The sequence below is a fragment of the Nonomuraea sp. NPDC001699 genome (assembly GCF_053596455.1).
Genome location: NZ_JBSFGF010000002.1, coordinates 485642 through 505819 on the forward strand (window position 1 = coordinate 485642; position 20178 = coordinate 505819).

Below are 20178 nucleotides of genomic sequence, written 5' to 3' on the forward strand. Positions count from 1 at the left end.
GCGGGCTAAAGGTCCTCGGCCACGAGCAGGTCGACCAGGCCGGGGAAGCGGGCGTCGAGGTCGTCGCGGCGCAGCCGGATGAACAACTTGCGGCCCTCCGGGCGCTGGCAGATGACGCCGGCCTCGCGCAGCACCCGCCAGTGGGCGGTCAGCGTCGACTTCGGCACGTCCTCGACGACCTCGCCGCAGAACAGCTCGTCCCCCGAGGCCAGCGCGCGCACGATCTGGGCGCGTACGGGGTGGCCGAGCGCGGCGAGCACCTCCACCAACTGGATCTGGTCACGCGACGGGTGCAGCATGCGGCCATTGTACGGACAACGCGAACGATGATTTGACGGGCATTGTTCGTATGTACGAAGATTACGTACTCAATCGGTCCGAGGAGGGTGTCGTGTTCGATGTCGCCGTGGTGGGTGGCGGGCCCGTGGGCATGTTGCTCGCCGCCGAGCTGGGCCTTCAGGGGGTACGTCCGCTCGTGCTCGAACGGCTCCCCGCGCCGACCGGCCAGTCCAAGGCCGGGACGCTGCACGCGGGCATCGCCCAGAGCCTCGACCGGCGCGGGCTGCTGGAGGCGGTGGGCCGCACCACGTACGGGAGCGTGAGCTTCCACTTCTCCGGCATGTTCGGGCTCGACCTCGGGGCGGTGTCGGACGGCGGGCCGACCATCGTGGGCAGTCCGCAGGCATGGGCCGAGCAGGTGTTCGCCCGCCGCGCGGCGGCCCTGGGCGCGGAGATCAGGCGCGGCCAGGACGTCACCGGCCTGGAGCAGCGGGACGACCACGTCGTGCTGACCGTGAACGGCCGCGAGCTGGCCGCCCGGTACGTCGTCGGCGCCGACGGCGCGCGTAGCGTGGTGCGCAAGGCCGCCGGCATCCCGTTCACCGGCACCGGGGCCCGCGTCGCCGCGCTCATGGGCGACGTACGGCTGCTCGACCCGTACACGGTGCCGCCGGGTTACACGCGGACGCCGCGCGGCTGGATCATCGTCTGGCTCGACCCCGCCGGGCACAGTCGCGTCACCACCTACGACTTCCGTGCCCCGCACGCCGACCGCGAGGCCCCCGTCGCCCTGGAGGAGCTCCAGGAGGCGGCCGAGCACATCCTCGGCGTCCCGGTCCCGATGGCCGGCGCGCGCAACCTGTCCCGGTACGGCGACGCCGCCCTGCAGGCCGAGACCTACCGCGCGGGCCGCGTCCTGCTGGCCGGGGACGCGGCGCACGTGCACTTCCCGTGGGGCGGCCAAGGGCTCAACACCGGCCTGGGGGACGCGTTCAACCTGGGCTGGAAGCTGGCCGCCGAGGTGCGCGGCGACGCCCCGGCCGGGCTGCTCGACAGCTACCACGCCGAGCGGCACCCGGTCGGGGCGCGGGTGTTGTGGAACGTACGGGCCCAGAGCGCGCTGGCCGACCCCGACCCGGCCGTCGACCCGCTGCGCGAGCTGTTCGCCGAGCTGATGCGGTTCGACCAGGTCAACGAGTACCTGAGCGGGATGATCAGCGGGCTCGACACGGTCTACGACGTGGGCGTGCCCGGGGCCGGGCGGATGGCGCCCGACCTGCCGGTCAAGACGGCCGACGGCGTCGTGCGCACGGTGGAGCTGCTGCGCGGCGGCCGGGCGCTGCTGCTGGACCTCGCCGGGCGCGACGACCTGGTGGCGGCGGCCGCCCCGTGGGCGGACCGGCTGGAGATCGTACGGGGGAGCGCGGAGCACGACGCCGAGGCGCTGCTCGTGCGGCCCGACGGGTATACGGCCTGGACGTCGGGGGTGCCGGGGCGTCCGCTGGAGGCGGCGCTGGCCCGGTGGCTGGGGCCTGTGTGACGGAGAGTAACTTTAGGGAAACATGTGAAATTTCCGGACAAGTCTGTTAAGAAAGGTCGCGGTCCGTATTCAAAGCTAGAGAGGGTCCATCGTGGCGCGCGACGAGAACGACAGGCCGTACGAGGATGGGCAGGGTAGTAAGTCGTTAAATCCGGAGATGACCGGAGACGTGCTGTCCCCCCGGTGGAGCACCGAGGACACCGACGAGCAGCCCGCCATCCAGGTCTCCGGCAACGAGACCTACATCCTGCCGCCCGGCCAGGCCGCGCAGTCCGTCGAGCCCCCGGCGACCCCGGCGACCCCGGCGACCCCGGCCGACGCGCCGCACGACGTCCTGGACGGTCCCAGCGGCCCGCACGACGTCCTCGACGGCGCGAGTGGCCCGCACGACGTGCTGAGCGGGCCGCACGAGGCCCTCAGCGGGCCGCACGAGACGCTGGCCGGGCCGCAGGAGACGCTGAGCGGGCCGCACGCCGTCCTCGGGGCGGACGCACTCCACGCCGCCACCGGCGACCGTGCCGTCGACGACGACCTGCCCTACCTGCCGCTGGACCAGGGCTACAAGCCCGAGCGCGACGACGACGCCGACGCGGGCGGGACGAGGCGCGGATTCCTCGGCTCGGGCTGGACCGACGACGCCGACGACCGCCGTGGCGCCGGCGAGCGCGAGGTGCGCCGGCGTACCAGGGTGCTGGTGCTGGCGGGCGTCGCGGTGGTGCTGGTCGGGGCCGGGGCGGGCTGGCTGCTCACCGGCACCTCCTCCGACGACCCCTGTGGGACCGCCCGCTGCGCGAGCGCGAGCGAGGTCAGCGCCCCGCCGCAGACCGCGCTGCCGGAGCAGACCGAGGAGGCCACCCCCGAGCCCGAGGTTACGGACACCGCCGAGCCGACCGTGTCCGAGACCGTAACCCCCACCCCCGTGGCCCGCCGCCCCCGTCCCACCCGCGAGCCCACGGCCCGGCCCACCACCTCCAGCCGCGAGCGCCGCCCGACGGCCACGCCCGACGACGACGCCACCCGCGGCACGCGCGGCCACATGAACGAGACCTCCGACGGCGCCCCCGAGGACGCGGCCGAGGCGCCCGCCACCAAGGAGCCGGAGCGGCAGGAGACCGGCGCCCCCACGCAGGCGCCGCCCCCCACCCAGCAGGACCAGCCCGCGCCCGCGCCGAGCGAGAAGAAGGGCCTGTTCGACATCCTGTTCCCCTGGTAGCGAGACGCCTGTAGCGGCCCGCCCGAGCACGGTGCGCGGGTTCTGTCGCCGCCGGGGGCGGGCGTGCGAGGATGCGGAGCCAGGTCGCCGTCTGGCAGACTTGGAAACCGCTTTCCGGGAGGTCTCGTGGTCACGCTTGAGGACGTCGCCAAACAGGCGGGCGTCTCCCTCGCCACCGCCTCGCGGGTGCTCAACGGCAGCACCCGCCAGGTGGGCGCGACCCTGCGGGCCCGTGTCGAGCGGGCCGCCGACGAGCTCGGCTACCGCGCGAACATCGCCGCCCAGACGCTGGCCCGGGGGGCGAGCAACGTCATCGGCATCGTCGTCCACGACCTGACCGACCCGTACTTCGCGGCGCTGGCCGACGGCGCGATGCGGGCCGCCGCCACCGAGGGGCTGCTGGTCATGGTCGGCACCACCCATCGCGACCCCGAGCAGGAGATCGCCTACGTCGCCACCATGAACGCCCAGCGCGTGCGGGCCGTGCTGCTGGCCGGCTCGCGGGTCGCCGACCCCGTCGTGACCGGGCGGCTGCGCGAGGAGCTGGCCCGGTACCGGGAGGGCGGCGGGCGGGCCGCGTGCGTGGGGCAGGACCTGCTCGGCGTGGACACCGTCGCGCCCGCCAACCGGGCCGGGGCCGCGGCCCTGGCCCGCGCGCTGGCCGGGCTGGGCCACACCCGGTTCGCCGTGCTGGCCGGGCCGCCGCAGCTGGTGACCGCCGCCGACCGGTGCGAGGGGTTCGCCGAGGCGCTGCGGGGCCTGGGGCTGCCCGAGCCCGTCGTGGTCCACGGGGCGTTCGACCGCGACGGCGGCTACCGGGCCGCGACCGAGATCGGCGACGCCACCTGCGTGTTCGCGGTCAACGACGTGATGGCGGTAGGGGCGCTGGCCGCCTGCCGGGAACGCGGGATCCGGGTGCCGGAGGACGTCTCGGTGGCCGGGTTCGACGACATCGTCACGCTGCGTGATCACGTGCCCGCGCTGACGACCGTGCGGCTGCCGCTGAAGGACATGGGGGCGCGGGCCCTGGAGCTCGCGCTCGGCGGCGCGGACGTCACCGCCGCGCCCGTGGTGGAGCACGTCGCGGGCGAGGTCGTGCTGCGGGAGAGCGTCAGGAGGATGGCGTGAGGCTGGCCGTCAGCACGCTGGGGATGCCGGGCGAGGGGTTGGAACGGGCGGTGGAGATCGCCGCCGCGCACGGCTGTCAGGGGCTTGAGCTGCGGCTGCATCCGGACACCGGCGTCCATGCCGGGCTCACCGCGCCGGAGCGGCGCGCGGTGCGGGAGCGGGTGGGGCGGGCGGGGCTGGAGATCGCCGCCCTGGCCGGATATGTCGGCATCTGCGAGCCGGGCCCGGACGAGCCGGTCGCCGACGCGCTCCTCGCCGACCTGCGGCTCGCCGCCGACCTGGGCGCGCCGGGCGTGCGGGTGTTCCCGCGCGGCGACGATCCGGCGGTGGGCGCCCGCAGGCTGAGGTCCGTCGCCGGTACGGCCGCCGCCCTCGGCGTGCGCGTCCTGGTCGAGACGCACGACGAGATGGCCACCGGGGCGGCCGTGGCCGGGCTGCTGGCCGAGGCGGGCCGGCCCGAGTCCACCGGCGCGCTGTGGGACCTGCTGCACCCCTGGCGGAACGGCGAGCCCCCGGCCGCCACGCTCGCCGCGCTCGGTCCTTCGCTCGCCTACGTCCAGGTCAAGGACGCCGTCTCGGCTGCGGACACCACCCCGGTCCCGATGGGGACGGGCTCGGTCCCGCTGGAGGAGGCCGGCGACCTGCTGCGCGCGGCCGGGTACGCCGGGTGGGTCTCGCTGGAGTGGGAGCGCACGTGGTACCCGCAGGTGGCGCCGGTCGAGGAGATCCTGCCGGGCGCGGCCGACTGGGTGCGGCGGTTCACCGCTTAGATAGGGGAATGCCCCTTAACAAGAACAAAGTCCTCGTGGTCGGCATGGACGGCCTGCGCTTCGACCGGCTCGTCGCCCTCGCCCCGCCGGTCCTGTCGTCCTTGATGGCCTCCGGCGCGTACGGCACCAGCCGGCTCCCGTACGGCGAGGCGGCGGCGCCCAGGACGGAGTCGCCCGGCGAGGTCGTGCCGAAGAGCCCGGAGCCGCCGTCGGCGGGCCGCGTGATCAGGTCGCGGACGGACTCGGGCCCCGGCTGGTCGTCCATCGCCACGGGCACCTGGCCCGACAAACACGGCGTCGTAGACAACAGCTTCACCAGCCCCCAGTTCACGAAATTTCCGGACTTTTTGAGTCGTGCGAAGAATGCCCGCCCCGACCTCACCACCGCCGCCTTCCTCTCCTGGGCGGCCCTGGGCGAGCACAACGCGTTCGGCCCCGCCATCGACCACCGCATGGTCCTGGACGGCTACGCCCTCACCTGGACCGCCGCCGACCGGCAGATCGCCGACGCGGCCGGGCGCCACCTCGCCGACACCGCCCCCGATCTCGCCTTCGTCTACCTCGGCGACACCGACGAGGTGGCCCACGCCCTCGGCCCCCACTGCCCCGAGTACGCCGCCGCCCTGCACGCCCAGGACGCCTACCTCGGCCGCCTGCTCGACGCCGTCCGCGCCCGTCCCGGGGAGAGCTGGACCGTCCTGGTCACCACCGACCACGGCCACGTGGACGAGGGCGGCCACGGCGGCACCTCGCCCGAGGAGCGCACGGTGTTCGTGATCGCCAACCGGCTGGGCGAGGACCTGGGCGGCCGCCCGCTCGACGAGCCCCGCCTGGTGGACGTCGGCCCGACCGCCCTGGCCCTGCTCGGCGTGCCGCTCGACCCGGCCTGGGAACTGGACGGGGAACCGCTGTTCAACAGTTGGTGAATTTATGGCAGACTCCGGGGAAGGGGGTGCCTTCAATGAGGACCACGCGTGACTTCTCCGAGATCGACGCCACGATGCTCGCCGAGGTGGGCGGAAAGGCCGCCAACCTCGGCGAGCTGACCCGGGCCGGCCTGCCCGTCCCGCCCGGCTGGGCCCTCACCACCGACGCCTACCGCCAGGTCGCCGCCGGGCTCGACCTCACCCCGGGCGACGGGCTCGCCGCGCGGGCCAGGCGGCACCTGCTCCAGGCCCCGGTGCCCGGCCCGGTGCGCGAGGCGATCATGGCGGCCTACGCGCGGCTCGGCGCGGACGTCCCGGTGGCCGTGCGCTCCTCGGCCACGGCGGAGGACCTGCCGTTCGCCAGCTTCGCCGGCCAGCAGGACAGCTTTCTCAACGTGGTGGGCGCCGAGGCGGTGCTCGACGCCGTCCGCCGCTGCTGGGCCTCGCTGTGGACCGACCGGGCCGTGGCCTACCGGGAGTCCAACGGCATCGACCACGCCGCCGTCCGGCTCGCGGTGGTCGTCCAGGTGATGGTGGACGCGCGGGTGGCCGGGGTGATGTTCACCGCCAACCCGGTGACCGGCAGGCGGCGCGAGACCGTCCTCGACGCGAGCCCCGGTCTCGGCGAGGCGGTCGTCTCCGGCGCGGTCAACCCCGACCACTTCGTCGTCTCCGGTGGCGAGGTGCGTGAGCGGCACGCGGGCGACAAGAGGCTGGCCGTCCGGCCGTTGCCCGGCGGCGGCGTCGAACGGGTCGAGACCGCCGCCGGCGGCCTGTGCCTGACCGACGCGCAGGTGCTCGCCCTGGCCGCACTCGGCGCGCGCGTCGAGGACCACTACGGCGCGCCCCAGGACACCGAATGGGCCATCGGCCCGGACGGCACGCTCTGGCTCACCCAGGCCAGGCCGATCACCACGCTCCACCCGGTGCCCGAGCCGGCCGGTCCCGGGCTGCGCGTGCACCTGTCGCTCAACGTCGCCCAGGGCGTGATGGGGCCGTTCACGCCGATGGGGGTGTCCGCGTTCAACCTGGTCAGCTCGGGGGCGGCGGGCGTGTTCGGGCACGCGCCCGCCGACCGGCTCGACGGGCCCGCGTTCCTGTCGGAGGCGGGGCAGCGCCTGTGGCTCGACCTGACCACGCCGCTGCGCAGCCGTACCGGCCGGGCCGTCCTGACGCGGCTGATGCCCTTGGGGGAGGCGCGGGCCGCGGCCGTCCTGCGGGAGCTGGCCGACGACCCGCGGCTGTCGGTCGTCCAGAACTCGCGCCGCCCGTTCCTGCGCGGGCTGCGCCGCTTCGCGCGCCGCGTGCACGCGCCGGCGCGCGTCCGCGACGCGCTGCTCAGCCCGGCCAGGGCGCTCGCCCACGCCGCCCGCGTCGGGGCGGAACTGGACGGACGGCTCGAACCGCCGCCCGGCGCCACCCCCGCCCAGCGGCTCGACCACGCCGAACGCCTGCTCGGCGGCACGTTCCCGGCCATCGTCTCGATCATGCCGATCGTGATCACCGGCTACGCGCTGCTCGGCCTGGCCGCCCGGCTCTCCGGCACGCGGGTGGGCGACCTCCAGGACGTCCTGCGCGGCGTCCCGCACAACCCGACCACCGAGATGGACCTCGAACTGTGGGATCTGGCCACCCGCGTCGAGCCCGAGCCGTTCCGCGACCTGCCCGCGGCCGAGCTGGCCCGCCGCTACCAGGCCGGCGAGCTCCCGCCGCGGGCCCAGCAGGGCCTCGCCGCGTTCCTGGACAAGTACGGGCACCGCGGCGTGGCCGAGATCGACCTCGGCGTGCCCCGCTGGTCCGACGACCCCACCCACATCCTCGGTGTCCTGGCCAACTACCTGCGCATCGACGGCGACTCCGACCTCGCCCCCGCCGCGCTGTTCGCCAAGGGCGCGCGGGCCGCGCGGGAGGAGGTGGACCGGGTCGCCGCGCTGGCCGCGCGCAGGGGCCGGTGGCGGGGGCCCGTGGTGCGCTTCGCGCTCGGCCGCACCCGGGCCTACGCGGGGCTGCGCGAACTGCCCAAGTTCCACCTGGTCAGGGCCATCGCCGCCGTCCGGGACAGCCTGCGCGCGGTCGGCGAGCACCTCGTCCGCGCCGGCGTCCTGGACGACGCCCTCGACGTGTACTTCCTGCGCCTGGAGGAGGCCAGGGCCGCCCTGACCGGCGGCGACCTGCGCGACCTCGTGCGCGAGCGGCGGGCGGCGTACGAGCGGGAGTCGCGCCGCAGGCACGTGCCCCGGATCATGCTCTCCGACGGCACCGAGCCCGAGGCCCTGGCCGGCCCCGCCCCCGAGGGCGCGCTGACCGGCACGGCGGCCTCGGCCGGCACGGTCACCGGCGTGGCCAGGGTGGTGCTCGACCCGACCGGCGCCCACCTGGAGCCGGGCGAGATCCTGGTCTGCCCCTCGACCGACCCCGGCTGGACCCCGCTGTTCCTCACGGCCGGCGGCCTGGTGATGGAGATGGGCGGCGCCATGTCGCACGGCGCCGTGGTGGCCCGCGAGTACGGCATCCCCGCCGTCGTCGGCGTGCCCGACGCCACCCGGCGGGTCACCACGGGCCAGAAGATCACCCTCGACGGGTCCGCGGGCACCGTGACCCTGTAGGCCGGCCGGGTGGTTGTCACCGCGGCGCCACCCGATCGTGGGCGGCGCCTGCCGTTAAGCCCGCGCCGCCGAGGGTAACCGGGGAGGGCATGACGTTCCCGGATGAGGCGGTTCCATGCTGGTCACAGAGCTGGTGCGCAGGGTAGGCACGACCCTTGCGCAGTCGCAAGGGCGCTTCCCCCTCTACGCCGACCCCGTGACGGGCGAATGGACATGGTCCGAGGACGGGGACTGGTGCGGCGGCTTCTGGGGCGGCCTGCTGTCCCTGGCCGCGGTCGCCACCGGCGAGCCCGGCTACGCCCGCGCCGCCGGCCAGGTCGCCGAGCGGCTGACGTCCCGCACTGACGCCCCCACCCTGCTGCGCGGCCTGCTGTTCTGGTACGGCGCCGCGCTCCCGGCCGTGCTCGCCGGCGACGAGGACCCGGGCGCCACGACCGCCGTGGCCGCCGCCCGGTCCCTGAGCATCGGCTTCGACCCGCTGGCCGGCCTGCTCCCACCCCAGGAGGACGACGTCGTCAAGTACGACTGGCCCCGGCCGGGCGCCTGCGTGGACGGCCTGCCCGGCACGGTCCCGCTGCTGGCCTTCGCCTGCGAACGCACCGGCGCCCGCGAGCTGCTGGTGATGGCCGAGTCCCACGCCCGCGCCAGCTACGCCATGTGCGTCCGCGAGGACGGCTCGGTCGCCCAGACCTCGGCCGGCGCGGTCAACGGCTCCTCGCCGGGCAGCACCTGGGCCCGCGCGCAGGCGTGGGCCATGCTGGGCCTGGCCCAGGCCGCCCACCTGTCGGCCGAGTTCATCGGGCCGGCCACCGAGGTCGCCGACTGGTACCTGGCCCACGTCCCGTCCGACCGGGTCTGCTACTGGGACTTCGACGACCCCGCCATCCCCGACGCGCCCCGCGACACCTCGGCCACCGCGATCGCCGCCGCCGCCCTGTCCAAGCTCGCGCCGCTGGCCAAGGACGGCTACCGCGAACACGCCGCCGACACCCTGGAGTCGCTGGCCCGCGACCACCTCAACGAGCACGGCGGCCTGGTGGACGGCTGCTACGACCGCCGCAAGGGCCTGGCCACCGGCAACGAGCTCATCTGGGGCGACTACTTCCTGCTCGAAGCCGCCCTCACCCTCGACGGCACGGTCGACCCCAGCCGCGTCTAGACCACCAGCTCGGCGTAGCGGGCCTTCATCGTGGCCAGCACCTCGTCCGGGTCGGCCGCCCAGACGTCGGCGTTGAAGATCTCGACCTCGATGTCGCCCGCGTAGCCGGCGGCCAGCACGGCCCGCGTGATCGGCGCGAAGTCGATCACCCCGTCGCCCATCATCCCCCGGCCGAGCAGCACGTCCGCGGGCAGCGGGTGCAGGTAGTCGCACACCTGGTACGACGCGATCCGCCGGCCGGCCCGCGCGACGTCCTCGAACAGCCTGGGGTCCCACCACACGTGGAAGGTGTCCACCACCACCCCCACCTGCTCCTCCGGGTACGGCAGGCTCAGGTCGAGCGCCTGGCCCAGCGTGGACAGCACCGCCCGGTCCGGGCAGTAGACCGGATGCAGCGGCTCAAGCGCCAGCCGGACGCCGCGCTCACCGGCGTAGGGGGCCAGCACCGCCAGCGCCTCGGCCACCCGCTCGCGCGCACCGGCGACGTCCTTGGAGAAACCGGACGGCAGCGGCTCGCCCGGCCGCACCCCCGGCAGCCCGCCGACCACCATCACCAGGCACGCGGCGCCCAGCTCGGCCGCCTCGTCCACGGCCCGCCGGTTGTCGTCGAGCGCCCGGTCGAAGGCGCGCCGGCCCTCCTCGCCGGGCAGCCCGCCCGCCGTGAGGAAGCCGCCCCGGCACAGCGAGGACACCCGCAGCCCGGCCTCGCGCACCAGCTTGACGCTGCGCGCGAGCCCCTCCTCGGCCACCTTCTCGCGCCACAGCCCGATCGCCTCCAGGCCGTGCCGCGCGCAGCCGTCCACGGCTTCGGCGACCGACCAGCGCCGGGTCGTCCACTGGTTCAGCGACAGGCTCACAGGCCGTTCACCGCCAGCAGCGCCGTCATCCTGCGCACGGCCAGCTCCTGGTCGGCCAGCAGCCCGGCCCGGTCGGCCAGCCGGAACACCTCCGACAGGTGGCGCAGCGAGCGCGCCGACTGGGCGCCGTTCACCATGGCGAACGCGTCCTGGTGGCCGTTCAGCCAGGCCAGGAAGACGATGCCGGTCTTGTAGTGGTACGTCGGCGCCTCGAAGATCTTCCGCGACAGGGCGACCGTGGGGGCCAGGATCTCGTCGTAGCGGGCCAAATGATGGGCCGCCTCAGCACCGGTGGCCGTCTCGGCCGCGTCCAGCTCGCGCAGGGCCGCGGCGGCGGCCGGGGCGATCGCGTCGAAGATGCCGAGCAGCGCGTGCGAGCCCGACCTGATGAGCGAGGGATAGTTGAAGTCGTCGCCGGTGTAGAGGCGGACGCCCTCGGGGAGCGCGGCGCGCAGCCGCACCTCGTGCTGCTCGTCCAGCAGCGACACCTTCACGCCGTCCACCAGGGCGGCGTGGGCGTGGACCAGCTCCAGGAACGACTCCGTCGCGGCGTCCACGTCGCGCGCGCCCCAGTAGCCGGCGAGCTGCGGGTCGAACATCTCGCCCAGCCAGTGCAGGATGACCGGGCGGTCGGCCAGGCCGAGCACCTTGCCGTACACCTGGTGGTAGTCCCGCGGCCCCTCGGCCACCCTGGCGAGCTGCCGGGAGGCCATCACGATCACGCCCGCGCCGGCCGCCTGGACGGTCTCCACCTGCTCGGCGTACGCGGCGGTGATCGTGTGCAGGTTGGCGGCGCCGGGCGCGTGGTCGGTGCCCGCGCCGCAGGCCACCAGCGCCGCCGGGTCGCCGAAGGGGGACGCCTCCTGGGCGCTGAGCCGGATCAGCTCCTTGGTCGCCGCCCAGTCCAGGCCCATGTTGCGCTGGGCGGTGTCCATGGCGTCGGCCACCCGCAGGCCGTGCGACCACAGGTGGCGGCGGAAGCGCAGCGTGGCGTCCCAGTCGACGGCGGCGGGGGAGCCCGGTGTGTTGTCGCCGAGCGGGTCGGCGACGACGTGCGCGGCCGCGTAGACAACCCTGCTCGTGGCCGGGGCGGCCGACACCGGCCAGGTCACCGGCTCGCGCAGCTCGTACGCGCCGCCCGGCAGGTCGATCCTCACAGCTGCGGCACCTCGATCCTGCGGCCCTCGGCGTTCGAGCGCAGGCCCAGCTCGGCGAGCTGCACGCCACGCGCGCCGGAGGCGAAGTCGTAGGGGAAGGGCGCGTCCTCCAGCACGTGCCGGACGAACGCCGTCCACTGGACCTTGAACCCGTTGTCGAACTCGGCGTTGTCCGGGACCTCCTGCCAGTCCTCGCGGAAGCGGGCCGTGGCCGGCAGGTCGGGGTTCCAGACCGGTTTGGGGGTGGCGGCCCGGTGCTGGAAGCGGCAGTTGCGCAGGCCCGCGACGGCACTGCCGTGCGTGCCGTCCACCTGGAACTCGACCAGCTCGTCCCGGTTCACGCGGACCGTCCAGGAGGAGTTGATCTGAGCGATCACGTCCCCTTCGAGCTCGAAGATGCCGTACGCGGCGTCGTCCGCGGTGGCCTCGTACGCCCGGCCCTGCTCGTCCACCCGGGACGGGACGTGCGTGACGGCCTTGGCGTAGACCGACCGGACCCGGCCGAACAGGTTCTCCATCACGTAGTGCCAGTGCGGGAACATGTCGAGCACGATGCCGCCGCCGTCCTGGGACCGGTAGTTCCAGGACGGGCGCTGCGCCTCCTGCCAGTCGCCCTCGAACACCCAGTAGCCGAACTCGCCGCGCACCGACAGGACGCGGCCGAAGAACCCGCCGTCGATCAGCCGCTTCAGCTTGAGCAGGCCCGGCAGGAACAGCTTGTCCTGCACGACGCCGTTCTTCACCCCCTTGGCCGCAGCGGCCTCGGCCAGCGCGACGGCCTCCTCCACAGACTCGGCCGTGGGCTTCTCGGCGTAGACGTGCTTGCCCGCCTCGATGGCCTTGAGCACGGCCTTGACACGGGCGCTGGTGACCTGGGCGTCGAAGTAGATCAGGTTGTCGTCGTCGGCGAGGGCGGCGTCCAGGTCGGTGGTGTGGTCCGGGATCCCGTGGCGGTCCGCGATGTCGGCGATCCTGGCGGCGTTCCGGCCGACCAGCACCGGGCGCAGCCTGACGCGTTCGCCGTCGGAGAGCGTGACGCCGCCCTGCTCGTTGATGGCCAGCACGGAGCGGACGAGGTGCTGGCGATAGCCCATTCGTCCGGTGACGCCGTTCATCACGACGCCGATGGTGCGCACGCTCATGAGGATCCCTTCAGGCAGCGGGGGAGGGGAAAGCGCTTTCCCGAAACGTACGGCCGTCCCCCTCGGAGCGTCAAGTGGGAGGGCGACGACGGCGGGCGGAGGGGTGGACCCTCCGCCCGTACGCCGGCAGTGGGCTAGCTGTCGCCCCGGCCTTCGAGCCGGGCCAGCGCCTTGGCGATGGGATGGGCCGCGAGCGTGAGCTGCCACTCACGCGCCCCGAGCGCCCGCAGCCGCGCGGTCACGCTCTCGTCGGTGATCTCGGACGGGGGTTCCCAGGTGAGCCTGCGCACCGCGTCGGGCTGGAGCAGGTTCTCCGTGGGCATGTGGTGCTCCTCGGCCAGCGCGGCCACCACGGCGCGCGCCGCAGCGAGGCGTTTGGCCGCCGCGGGGTCGCGGTCGGCCCAGCGGTTGGGCGGCGGCGGCCCGTCACCCGGGGTGCTCGGCTGGGGGAGCTGGGCGTCGGGCAGCGCCCGTGCCCGGTTGACGGCGGCCAGCCAGTCGTTCATGTACCGGCGGGCGCTGCGGCCGGTGAAGGCCGAGATCTCCGTCAGCGCCTTCTTCGTGCGGGGGCCCTCAAGGGCCGCCGTGACGATCGCGGCGTCGGGCAGCACCCGGCCGGGAGCCAGGTCGCTCTCCCTGGCGATCGTGTCGCGCATGGTCCACAGCTCGCGCACGATGGCCAGCGCGCGCACGTTGCGCACCTTGTGGATGCCCGACGTACGCCGCCACGGGTCGGACCGCGGCGCCGGCGGCGGGGTGTTGAGCACGGCCGCGAACTCCTCGCGCGCCCACTCCAGCTTCCCCGACTCCGTCAGCTCCTGGTGGAGCATGTCGCGCAGCTCGACCAGCACCTCGACGTCGAGGGCCGCGTAACGCAGCCAGTCTTCGGGCAGCGGCCTGGTGGACCAGTCGGCGGCCGAGTGGCCCTTCTCCAGCCGCAGCCCGAGCACGGTCTCGACCATGGTGCCGAGCCCGACGCGTTCGTAACCGAGCAGCCGGCCGGCCAGCTCGGTGTCGAAGATCTCGCGCGGCTTGAAGCCGACCTCCATCAGGCACGGCAGGTCCTGGGACGCGGCGTGCAGCACGACCTCGGTGCCGGTCAGCGCGGCGTCGAGCGCCGACAGGTCGGGGCAGCCGACCGGGTCGACCAGCGCGGTGCCCGCGCCGGCCCGGCGGAGCTGGACCAGGTAGGCCCGGTTGCCGTAGCGGTAGCCGGAGGCGCGCTCGGCATCGACCGCCACGGGCCCGGTGCCCGCGGCGAAGGCGTCGACGACCCGCGCCAGCCCCTGCGCGTCGGCGATCACCGGCGGGATGCCTTCGCGGGGTTCGAGCAGGGGCTCAACGATGCGTTCTTCTGTCATGAGCTCACCGACCTCATGACGCTGGTGCTGTCTTGACTGGTGCCCTCACTTCGTACGGTCACTCTCCGGATCATCACGTCGGCGCGGCAGCGCGGCCACGTCGGGCGGGAGCGGCGGGATCCCCGCCGCCAGGCACATGAGGTCGCACCAGGCGGCGACGTGGCCGGTCAGATCCTCCTCGGCGGGCGACCAGGACGCACGCAGCTCGAGCTCGGTAGTGACCGGGTCCTCCGCCTTGTTGCCGAAGCCCTCGGACACGGCTCTAGTCACGGTACCGCCCGCGGCGGAGTAGTCGGCTTCGTGCGCCTCCAGGGCCTCGGTCAGCCAGCTCCACACGACCGGGCCGAGCAGCGGGTCGGAGGTGATCTCCGGCTCCATGTCGGCCCGGACGTAGGCCACCAGCCGGAACGGGCCCTCCCAGCCGCGCTGGCCGTCGGGGTCGTAGAGCAGGATCAGCCGGCCGACCGCGAGCTCGTCGTCGTCGCGGTAGACCGAGGCGCCGATGGCGGCCGAGTAGGGGGCCAGCCGCTGCGGCGCGGGCAGGTCCTCGAGCTCGATCTCCGGCCTGACCTCGCACAGCCGCAGGCTCTCCGCCGCGCGGGTGAACGCGGCGGGCGGCGGTGGCTGGTCACCGAGGGTCATAGCCGAAGCGTAGGTCGAGGACGGACGGAAGGGGACCACGGGGGTGCTCATCCTTGGTGATCAAGCCGCTGCCGTAACCAGCTGGCGGACCGGTCGGGTGGTCTCGGCCGGGCCGAGCAGGATCGCGTGGCCGCATTCGGCGCAGGCCCATTCCGGGCACTCGCCCGGCCCGTGCCCGTCGAAACAGGGCGGCTGTTCGAACAGCCGCTCGCCGGCACAGGCGGCACAGCGTTCGCTGCGACGCTCCGGGGAACTCCACAACGCGGTCATCGCACCAGTCATCGAACCGGGGCCTTTCTTCGGGTCGTGGCTCCGACGTTGGCACGAGCCGCTGACAATTCCCCGCAACGCGCTCGGCGTGTCCCGAAAGTGGTCGCTGAATCGATGCCGCGCGGTGCGTTGGTGAACATTTGGTCCAGTCGAGACCGGCTCTCTGGGCGGCCATGGGGTGTGTTCGACCCGTGTGCGACGCCGCTGCCGGGCAGACCGGTAAACCTTCATCTGGCTATCTGATCATGATTTTGGGTATCCAATGCATGTTTTTCCGACACCTCGCGCCGATGTCCCGGCCGATCGGGGGCCATGGCACCCTTGGAGGGTGAATCTCGCCGACTCAGCCTTCCTGCGCGCCTGCCGCAGGCAGCCCGTCCCGCACACCCCGGTCTGGTACATGAGGCAGGCCGGGCGTTCGCTGCCCGAATACCTGAAGGTCCGCGAGGGTGTGCCGATGCTCACCGCCTGCGCGACGCCCGACCTGATCGTCGAGATCACCATGCAGCCCGTGCGCCGCTACGGCGTCGACGCGGCCATCTTCTTCAGCGACATCGTCGTCCCGCTCAAGGCCATCGGCATCGACCTCGACATAAAGCCGGGCGTCGGCCCGGTCGTCGCCGACCCGATCCGCGACGCGCGCGGCGTGGCCGCCCTGCGCCCGCTGGAGCCCGGCGACGTGCCCTACGTGACGGAGGCCGTCTCGGCGCTGGTCGGCGAGCTGGCCGGCACCCCGCTGATCGGCTTCGCCGGCGCGCCCTTCACCCTCGGGTCCTACCTGATCGAGGGCGGTCCGTCGAAGAACCACGACCGCACCAAGGCCATGATGTACGGCGAGCCGGCCCTGTGGCACTCCCTGATGGAGCGCCTGACCGACATCGTCCTGGAACACCTGCGCATCCAGATCGCGGCGGGCGCCTCGGCGATCCAGCTCTTCGACTCGTGGGTGGGCGCGGTGGCCCCGGCCGACTACCGCGAGTTCATCCTCCCCCACACCCGGCGCATCTTCGAGGGCGTCACGGGCGTGCCCCGCATCCACTTCGGCGTCGGCACCGGCGAGCTGCTCGGCGTGCTCGGCGAGGCCGGGGCCGACGTCGTGGGCGTCGACTGGCGGGTGCCGCTCGACGAGGCGGCCCGGCGCGTCGGGCCGGGCAAGGCGCTGCAGGGCAACCTCGACCCGGCGATCCTGCTCGCGCCGTGGGAGGTCGTGGAGCGCAAGGCCCGCGAGGTGCTGCGGCGTGGCGCGGCGGCCGAGGGTCATGTGTTCAACCTCGGCCACGGCGTGCTTCCCTCGACCGACCCCGACCAGCTCAAGCGCCTGACCGACCTGGTCCACGAAGCGAGCGCCTGACCGTCAGGCCGCCGACGGCCCAGGCTCGCCGGGCTCGGCCTCGGCGGGCTTCGGGGCGGCCGGGGGAGCGGGGCGGCGCGCGCGGTTGCGCCGCACCAGGAACACCGCCACGGCCACCAGCGGCACCATGACGACCAGCCACGGCAGCAGCGCGCCGAACACGGTCAGCGCCGTCTTGGTGAACGACACCAGCGCCTCCCAGCCGGCCTTCAGCCCGCCGAGGAAGCCCGCCGGCTCCTCGGCCGGGTCCTCGACCACGGCCACCGGCCCGACCAGCCGGAGCGTCAGCGTGGCCATCGCGACCTGGGTGGCCAGCTCCTTCTGCTGGGCCTGCAACGCCTCCAGATCCGACTCGCGGGAGTTGATCTCCCGCTCCACCTGCAGCACCTGCCCGATGGTGTCGGCCTTCTTCAGCAGCGTGCGCAACGACGCCAGCGACTCCTGGGCCGACTTCAGCCGGCTTTCGACGTCGGCGACCTGGAGGGTGACGTCCTGGGTGCCCTGGTTCATCGAGAGCTGCTTGCCCAGCTCCTTGCCCAGCCTGCCGGTCACGTCGGCGTACCGGGTGGGCGGGATCTTGAACTCCAGCAGGGCCGAGTCCTCGGTGTCGCTGGCGGTGTTGGTCTCCTCCTTCGACAGGTAGCCGCCCGCCGCCGTGACGAGCTGCTTGGCCTGCTGCGCTGCTGAGGTGACCTGCTTGGCCCGTACCGTCATGCTGCCGGTGTAGATGACCTGCCGGTCCTGCTGCTGCTGGGCCAGTTTGACGCCGGAGACCGCGCTGTCGCCGCTCTGCCGCGCGACCCTCTTCTCAGGCGCCGCCTGATCCTGTGCCTCGGGCGCGGCGAGCGCCTGCGAAGACGCCTCCGACGCGCTGCCCGCAGCCACCATGGGCTCGCCACCGCCGGCGCCGCAGCCCGCGAGCAGCAGGGCGGCACAGGCCGAGAGCGCGATGCCTAACCGGATTCTCCTCATGCCCTCTATGACGGACGGTGGATCACCCCGGTTTGGCGACCTACGTCACGGTACGGTCACGTGCCCCGATCAGCTGGGCGGTCTGCCGAGGCGGTAGCGTCAGGAGACGTGGAAGGCAATCGGGCGCACGTCGTCGTCATCGGCGGTGGGATCTCCGGCCTGGCGGCCGCGTGGTTCCTCCGTCAGGGTACGAGCGAGCAGGTCAAGGTGACCGTGTTGGAGGGCAGCCCCCGCCTCGGCGGCAAGCTGCACGCCTCCGAGGTCGCGGGGGTGAGCGTCGACGCCGGGGCCGAGGCCATGCTGGCCCGGCGGCCGGAGGGCGTCGAGCTGGCCAAGGCCGTCGGGCTGGAGGACGATCTCGTCTTCCCGGGCACCGTGCGGTCGGCCGTCTACTCCCGGGGCGCGCTGCGGCAGATGCCGAAGGGGCACGTCATGGGCGTGCCCGCCGACCTGGCCGAGCTGGCGAAGTCGGGCATCGTCTCGCCCGGCGGCCTGCTGCGCGTGCCGCTCGACCAGATCCTGCCGCCCACGCTGGTGCGCACCGACGTGTCCGTGGCCTCCTACATCCGGGCCCGGATGGGCGGCGAGATCGTCGAGCGCCTGGTCGAGCCGCTGCTCGGCGGCGTCTACGCCGGCCGTTCCGACATGTTGTCGCTGGAGGCGACGATGCCGCAGGTCGCGGCCGTCGCCAGGGCCGAGCGCTCGCTGCTCAACGCCGCCCGGCACATCGTCGAGGAGGCCCCCAAGAACGGCGGGCCGGTCTTCACGACGCTGCGCCAGGGGCTGGGCGGGCTGCCCGAGGCGGTGGCCAAGGCGTCCGGGGCCGACGTCAGGACCGGCGTGACCGTGCGCGAGCTCCACCGCACCGAGCACGGCTGGCGGCTGGTCGCCGGGCCGGTGCCGCAGCCGGAGGTGATCGAGGCCGACGCGGTGATCCTGGCCACGCCGGGCCCCGCCGCCGCCCGCCTGCTCAAGGACGAGGTGCCCAAGGCCGCCGCCGAGCTGGCCCGCATCGAGTACGCCAGCATGGCCGTCGTCACCCTCGCCTACCCCGTCGACGCGCTCGCGCAGCCGCCCGGCGGCAGCGGCTACCTGGTGCCGCCGGTCGAGGGCCGGCCGGTCAAGGCGGTCACGTTCAGCTCGGTCAAGTGGCCCCACCTGGCCCAAGACCTGCTGGTCGTGCGCTGCTCGGTCGGCAGGATCGGCGAGGAGCACCTGCTCCAGCGCGACGACGCCGAGCTGGTGTCGCTGGCCACGGCCGAGCTGGCCGACGTCGTGGGCGTGCGCGGCCTGCCGATCGACAGCCGGGTCACCCGCTGGGGCGGCGCGCTGCCGCAGTACAACGTGGGCCATCTCGACCGGGTGGCCCGGGTGCGCGCCGCGGTGTCGGGCGCCGCCGGGCTCGCCGTGTGCGGCGCGGCCTACGACGGCGTCGGCGTCCCCGCCTGCGTCGCGACCGCCCGCACGGCCGCGGCCCGGATTCTGGACCACCTGTCGCGACAAGGAGAATGAAGGACATGACAGAGGGCGCGCCGCGGCTGAAGGCCCGCGATCTCAACCAGGTGATCCGTTACACCATGTGGTCGGTCTTCCAGGTGACCGAGCAGGTCCCGGGCAACCGGGAGAACATGGCCGACGAGGTCGAGGAGCTGCTCGGCCAGGCGGCCGGGAAGGACATCGTGACCAGGGGGGTCTACGACGTCGCCGGCTTCCGTGCCGACGCCGACTACATGTTCTGGTGGCACGCGCCCACGCCCGAGGACCTCCAGGACGTCTACTCCCGGTTCCGCCGCACCGGCCTCGGCCGGCACAGCAGGCCGGTCTGGTCGGCGATGGCCCTCCACCGGCCGGCCGAGTTCAACAAGTCCCACATCCCGGCCTTCCTCGCCGAGGAGGAGCCGCGGGCGTACGTGAGCGTCTACCCGTTCGTGCGCTCCTACGAGTGGTACCTGCTGGAGGACTCCGAGCGGCGGGCGATGCTGGCCGAGCACGGCCGGATGGCCCGCGACTACCCCGACGTGCGGGCCAACACCGTGGCCTGCTTCTCGCTCAACGACTACGAGTGGATGCTGGCGTTCGAGGCCGACGAGCTCCACCGCATCGTCGACCTGATGCGCACGCTGCGCGGCGCGGAGGCCCGCCGCCACACCCGCGTGGAGATCCCGTTCTTCACGGGCGCGCGCAAGCCGGTGCAGGAGCTCGTCGCGGCCCTGCCCTAGCGGGTCAGGGCGGCCCGCAGCCGCCACGACCCCAGGGCGAGCAACGCCGCCGCGAAGAGCGCGAGCACGCCGAGCTGCGGCAGGACGTCGGCCACCGTGCCGTCCCTGCGCAGCAGCTCGGCGAAGCCGTCCAGGGCCCAGGCGTGCGGCGTGAGGTGCGCGATCTGCCGCATCGGGCCGGTGAACTGGTCCAGCGGCACCATCGCGCCGCCGATCGCGGCCAGGCCCATCCCGGCCAGCACCCCCACGGACACCGCCTGCTGCGAAGTGCGCGCCACCGCGCCGAGCAACATCGCCCGGCTGCCGACCGGGGCGGCGTACATCCGCCGCGACACCCCGAGCCGCCTGGTCTCGATCAGCGCCGACGCGCCGGTCAGCGAGGTGAGGAAGACGAACAGCAGGAGCTGGGACGTGGCGGCGACGTCGAAGCCGGACACCTCAGGATCTCGTCCTGGGCCACAGGAGCAGTGTCGTGCCGGACGGCCGGGAAGATCAAGACCAACTTGACGATCTCCCTGCATTGATCTATCCCCTTTGTCACAATCGAGGATAAATTCCCTCGGGTGGCGTGACGTCGGTGGCACGG

General features: G+C 73.8%; 19 protein-coding genes. 10 read left to right on the plus strand and 9 right to left on the minus strand.

The window, feature by feature from the left end; translation table 11 throughout:
* Positions 1-5: 5 nt before the first annotated feature.
* Positions 6-299 (minus strand): ArsR/SmtB family transcription factor, encoded by a 294-nt coding sequence (locus ACWCSU_RS07725; RefSeq protein WP_357698054.1) that lies wholly within the window; start codon positions 297-299, stop codon positions 6-8.
* A 92-nt stretch (positions 300-391) separates the two neighbouring features.
* On the opposite strand from ACWCSU_RS07725, the gene ACWCSU_RS07730 reads away from it, so the two are divergent.
* The 7 genes from ACWCSU_RS07730 (at position 392) to ACWCSU_RS07760 (ending at position 9621) form a co-directional block, all read left to right on the plus strand.
* Complete coding sequence (locus ACWCSU_RS07730; RefSeq protein WP_364090029.1) at positions 392-1819, plus strand: FAD-dependent monooxygenase; 1428 nt, start codon at positions 392-394, stop codon at positions 1817-1819.
* Positions 1820-1976: 157 nt separating this feature from the next.
* A complete protein-coding gene (locus ACWCSU_RS07735) occupies positions 1977-3032 on the plus strand; it encodes a hypothetical protein (protein ID WP_449934304.1) in 1056 nt (351 codons plus the stop codon).
* Between the two features lie 126 nt (positions 3033-3158).
* Positions 3159-4160: a LacI family DNA-binding transcriptional regulator gene (locus tag ACWCSU_RS07740; RefSeq protein ID WP_357698059.1), complete on the plus strand. Its 1002-nt coding sequence runs from the start codon at positions 3159-3161 to the stop codon at positions 4158-4160.
* The gene (locus tag ACWCSU_RS07745; protein ID WP_449934306.1) at positions 4157-4930 is read left to right on the plus strand and encodes a sugar phosphate isomerase/epimerase family protein; all 774 of its coding nucleotides are present in this window, start codon (positions 4157-4159) and stop codon (positions 4928-4930) included. Before ACWCSU_RS07740 ends, ACWCSU_RS07745 begins: the two co-directional genes overlap by 4 nt.
* Positions 4931-4938: 8 nt before the next feature.
* The gene (locus ACWCSU_RS07750; RefSeq protein ID WP_449934308.1) at positions 4939-5856 is read left to right on the plus strand and encodes an alkaline phosphatase family protein; all 918 of its coding nucleotides are present in this window, start codon (positions 4939-4941) and stop codon (positions 5854-5856) included.
* A 35-nt stretch (positions 5857-5891) separates the two neighbouring features.
* Positions 5892-8462 carry a PEP/pyruvate-binding domain-containing protein gene (locus ACWCSU_RS07755; protein ID WP_449934310.1) on the plus strand — a complete coding sequence of 857 codons (2571 nt, stop codon included), beginning with the start codon at positions 5892-5894 and terminating at the stop codon, positions 8460-8462.
* A gap of 115 nt (positions 8463-8577) precedes the next feature.
* Positions 8578-9621, plus strand: a complete 1044-nt coding sequence (locus tag ACWCSU_RS07760) for a hypothetical protein (protein WP_449934312.1) — start codon at positions 8578-8580, stop codon at positions 9619-9621.
* On the opposite strand, the gene ACWCSU_RS07765 is transcribed toward ACWCSU_RS07760, so the two are convergent.
* From ACWCSU_RS07765 to ACWCSU_RS07790, 6 genes are all read right to left on the minus strand, one after another.
* Entirely contained in the window at positions 9618-10478 is an 861-nt protein-coding gene (locus ACWCSU_RS07765; protein ID WP_449934314.1) for a sugar phosphate isomerase/epimerase family protein, read from the minus strand. The genes ACWCSU_RS07760 and ACWCSU_RS07765 overlap by 4 nt on opposite strands.
* Positions 10475-11635 carry a dihydrodipicolinate synthase family protein gene (locus ACWCSU_RS07770; protein WP_449934316.1) on the minus strand — a complete coding sequence of 387 codons (1161 nt, stop codon included), beginning with the start codon at positions 11633-11635 and terminating at the stop codon, positions 10475-10477. Before ACWCSU_RS07770 ends, ACWCSU_RS07765 begins: the two co-directional genes overlap by 4 nt.
* The gene (locus tag ACWCSU_RS07775; RefSeq protein WP_449934318.1) at positions 11632-12777 is read right to left on the minus strand and encodes a Gfo/Idh/MocA family protein; all 1146 of its coding nucleotides are present in this window, start codon (positions 12775-12777) and stop codon (positions 11632-11634) included. Before ACWCSU_RS07775 ends, ACWCSU_RS07770 begins: the two co-directional genes overlap by 4 nt.
* A gap of 134 nt (positions 12778-12911) precedes the next feature.
* Positions 12912-14138 carry an HRDC domain-containing protein gene (locus ACWCSU_RS07780; protein WP_449934320.1) on the minus strand — a complete coding sequence of 409 codons (1227 nt, stop codon included), beginning with the start codon at positions 14136-14138 and terminating at the stop codon, positions 12912-12914.
* 45 nt (positions 14139-14183) lie between these two features.
* On the minus strand, positions 14184-14780 hold the full coding sequence (locus ACWCSU_RS07785; RefSeq protein WP_357698075.1) for a DUF3000 domain-containing protein: 597 nt from the start codon (positions 14778-14780) through the stop codon (positions 14184-14186).
* 60 nt (positions 14781-14840) lie between these two features.
* A complete protein-coding gene (locus ACWCSU_RS07790) occupies positions 14841-15050 on the minus strand; it encodes a hypothetical protein (RefSeq protein ID WP_357698077.1) in 210 nt (69 codons plus the stop codon).
* A gap of 400 nt (positions 15051-15450) precedes the next feature.
* On the opposite strand from ACWCSU_RS07790, the gene hemE reads away from it, so the two are divergent.
* Positions 15451-16401 carry a uroporphyrinogen decarboxylase gene (gene hemE, locus ACWCSU_RS07795; protein WP_364090306.1) on the plus strand — a complete coding sequence of 317 codons (951 nt, stop codon included), beginning with the start codon at positions 15451-15453 and terminating at the stop codon, positions 16399-16401.
* Between the two features lie 3 nt (positions 16402-16404).
* On the opposite strand, the gene ACWCSU_RS07800 is transcribed toward hemE, so the two are convergent.
* The gene (locus ACWCSU_RS07800) at positions 16405-17373 is read right to left on the minus strand and encodes a DUF4349 domain-containing protein (RefSeq protein ID WP_449934323.1); all 969 of its coding nucleotides are present in this window, start codon (positions 17371-17373) and stop codon (positions 16405-16407) included.
* A 108-nt stretch (positions 17374-17481) separates the two neighbouring features.
* Here ACWCSU_RS07800 and hemG point away from each other — a divergent pair, with 108 nt between their 5' ends.
* Both hemG and hemQ read left to right on the plus strand, forming a co-directional pair.
* The gene (gene hemG, locus ACWCSU_RS07805; protein WP_449934325.1) at positions 17482-18885 is read left to right on the plus strand and encodes a protoporphyrinogen oxidase; all 1404 of its coding nucleotides are present in this window, start codon (positions 17482-17484) and stop codon (positions 18883-18885) included.
* A 5-nt stretch (positions 18886-18890) separates the two neighbouring features.
* On the plus strand, positions 18891-19592 hold the full coding sequence (hemQ, locus tag ACWCSU_RS07810) for a hydrogen peroxide-dependent heme synthase (protein ID WP_364090303.1): 702 nt from the start codon (positions 18891-18893) through the stop codon (positions 19590-19592).
* Here the strand turns inward: hemQ and ACWCSU_RS07815 are convergent.
* The gene (locus ACWCSU_RS07815) at positions 19589-20029 is read right to left on the minus strand and encodes an ABC transporter permease (protein WP_449934327.1); all 441 of its coding nucleotides are present in this window, start codon (positions 20027-20029) and stop codon (positions 19589-19591) included. The two genes, hemQ and ACWCSU_RS07815, sit on opposite strands and share 4 nt — an antisense overlap.
* Between the last annotated feature and the right edge of the window lie 149 nt (positions 20030-20178).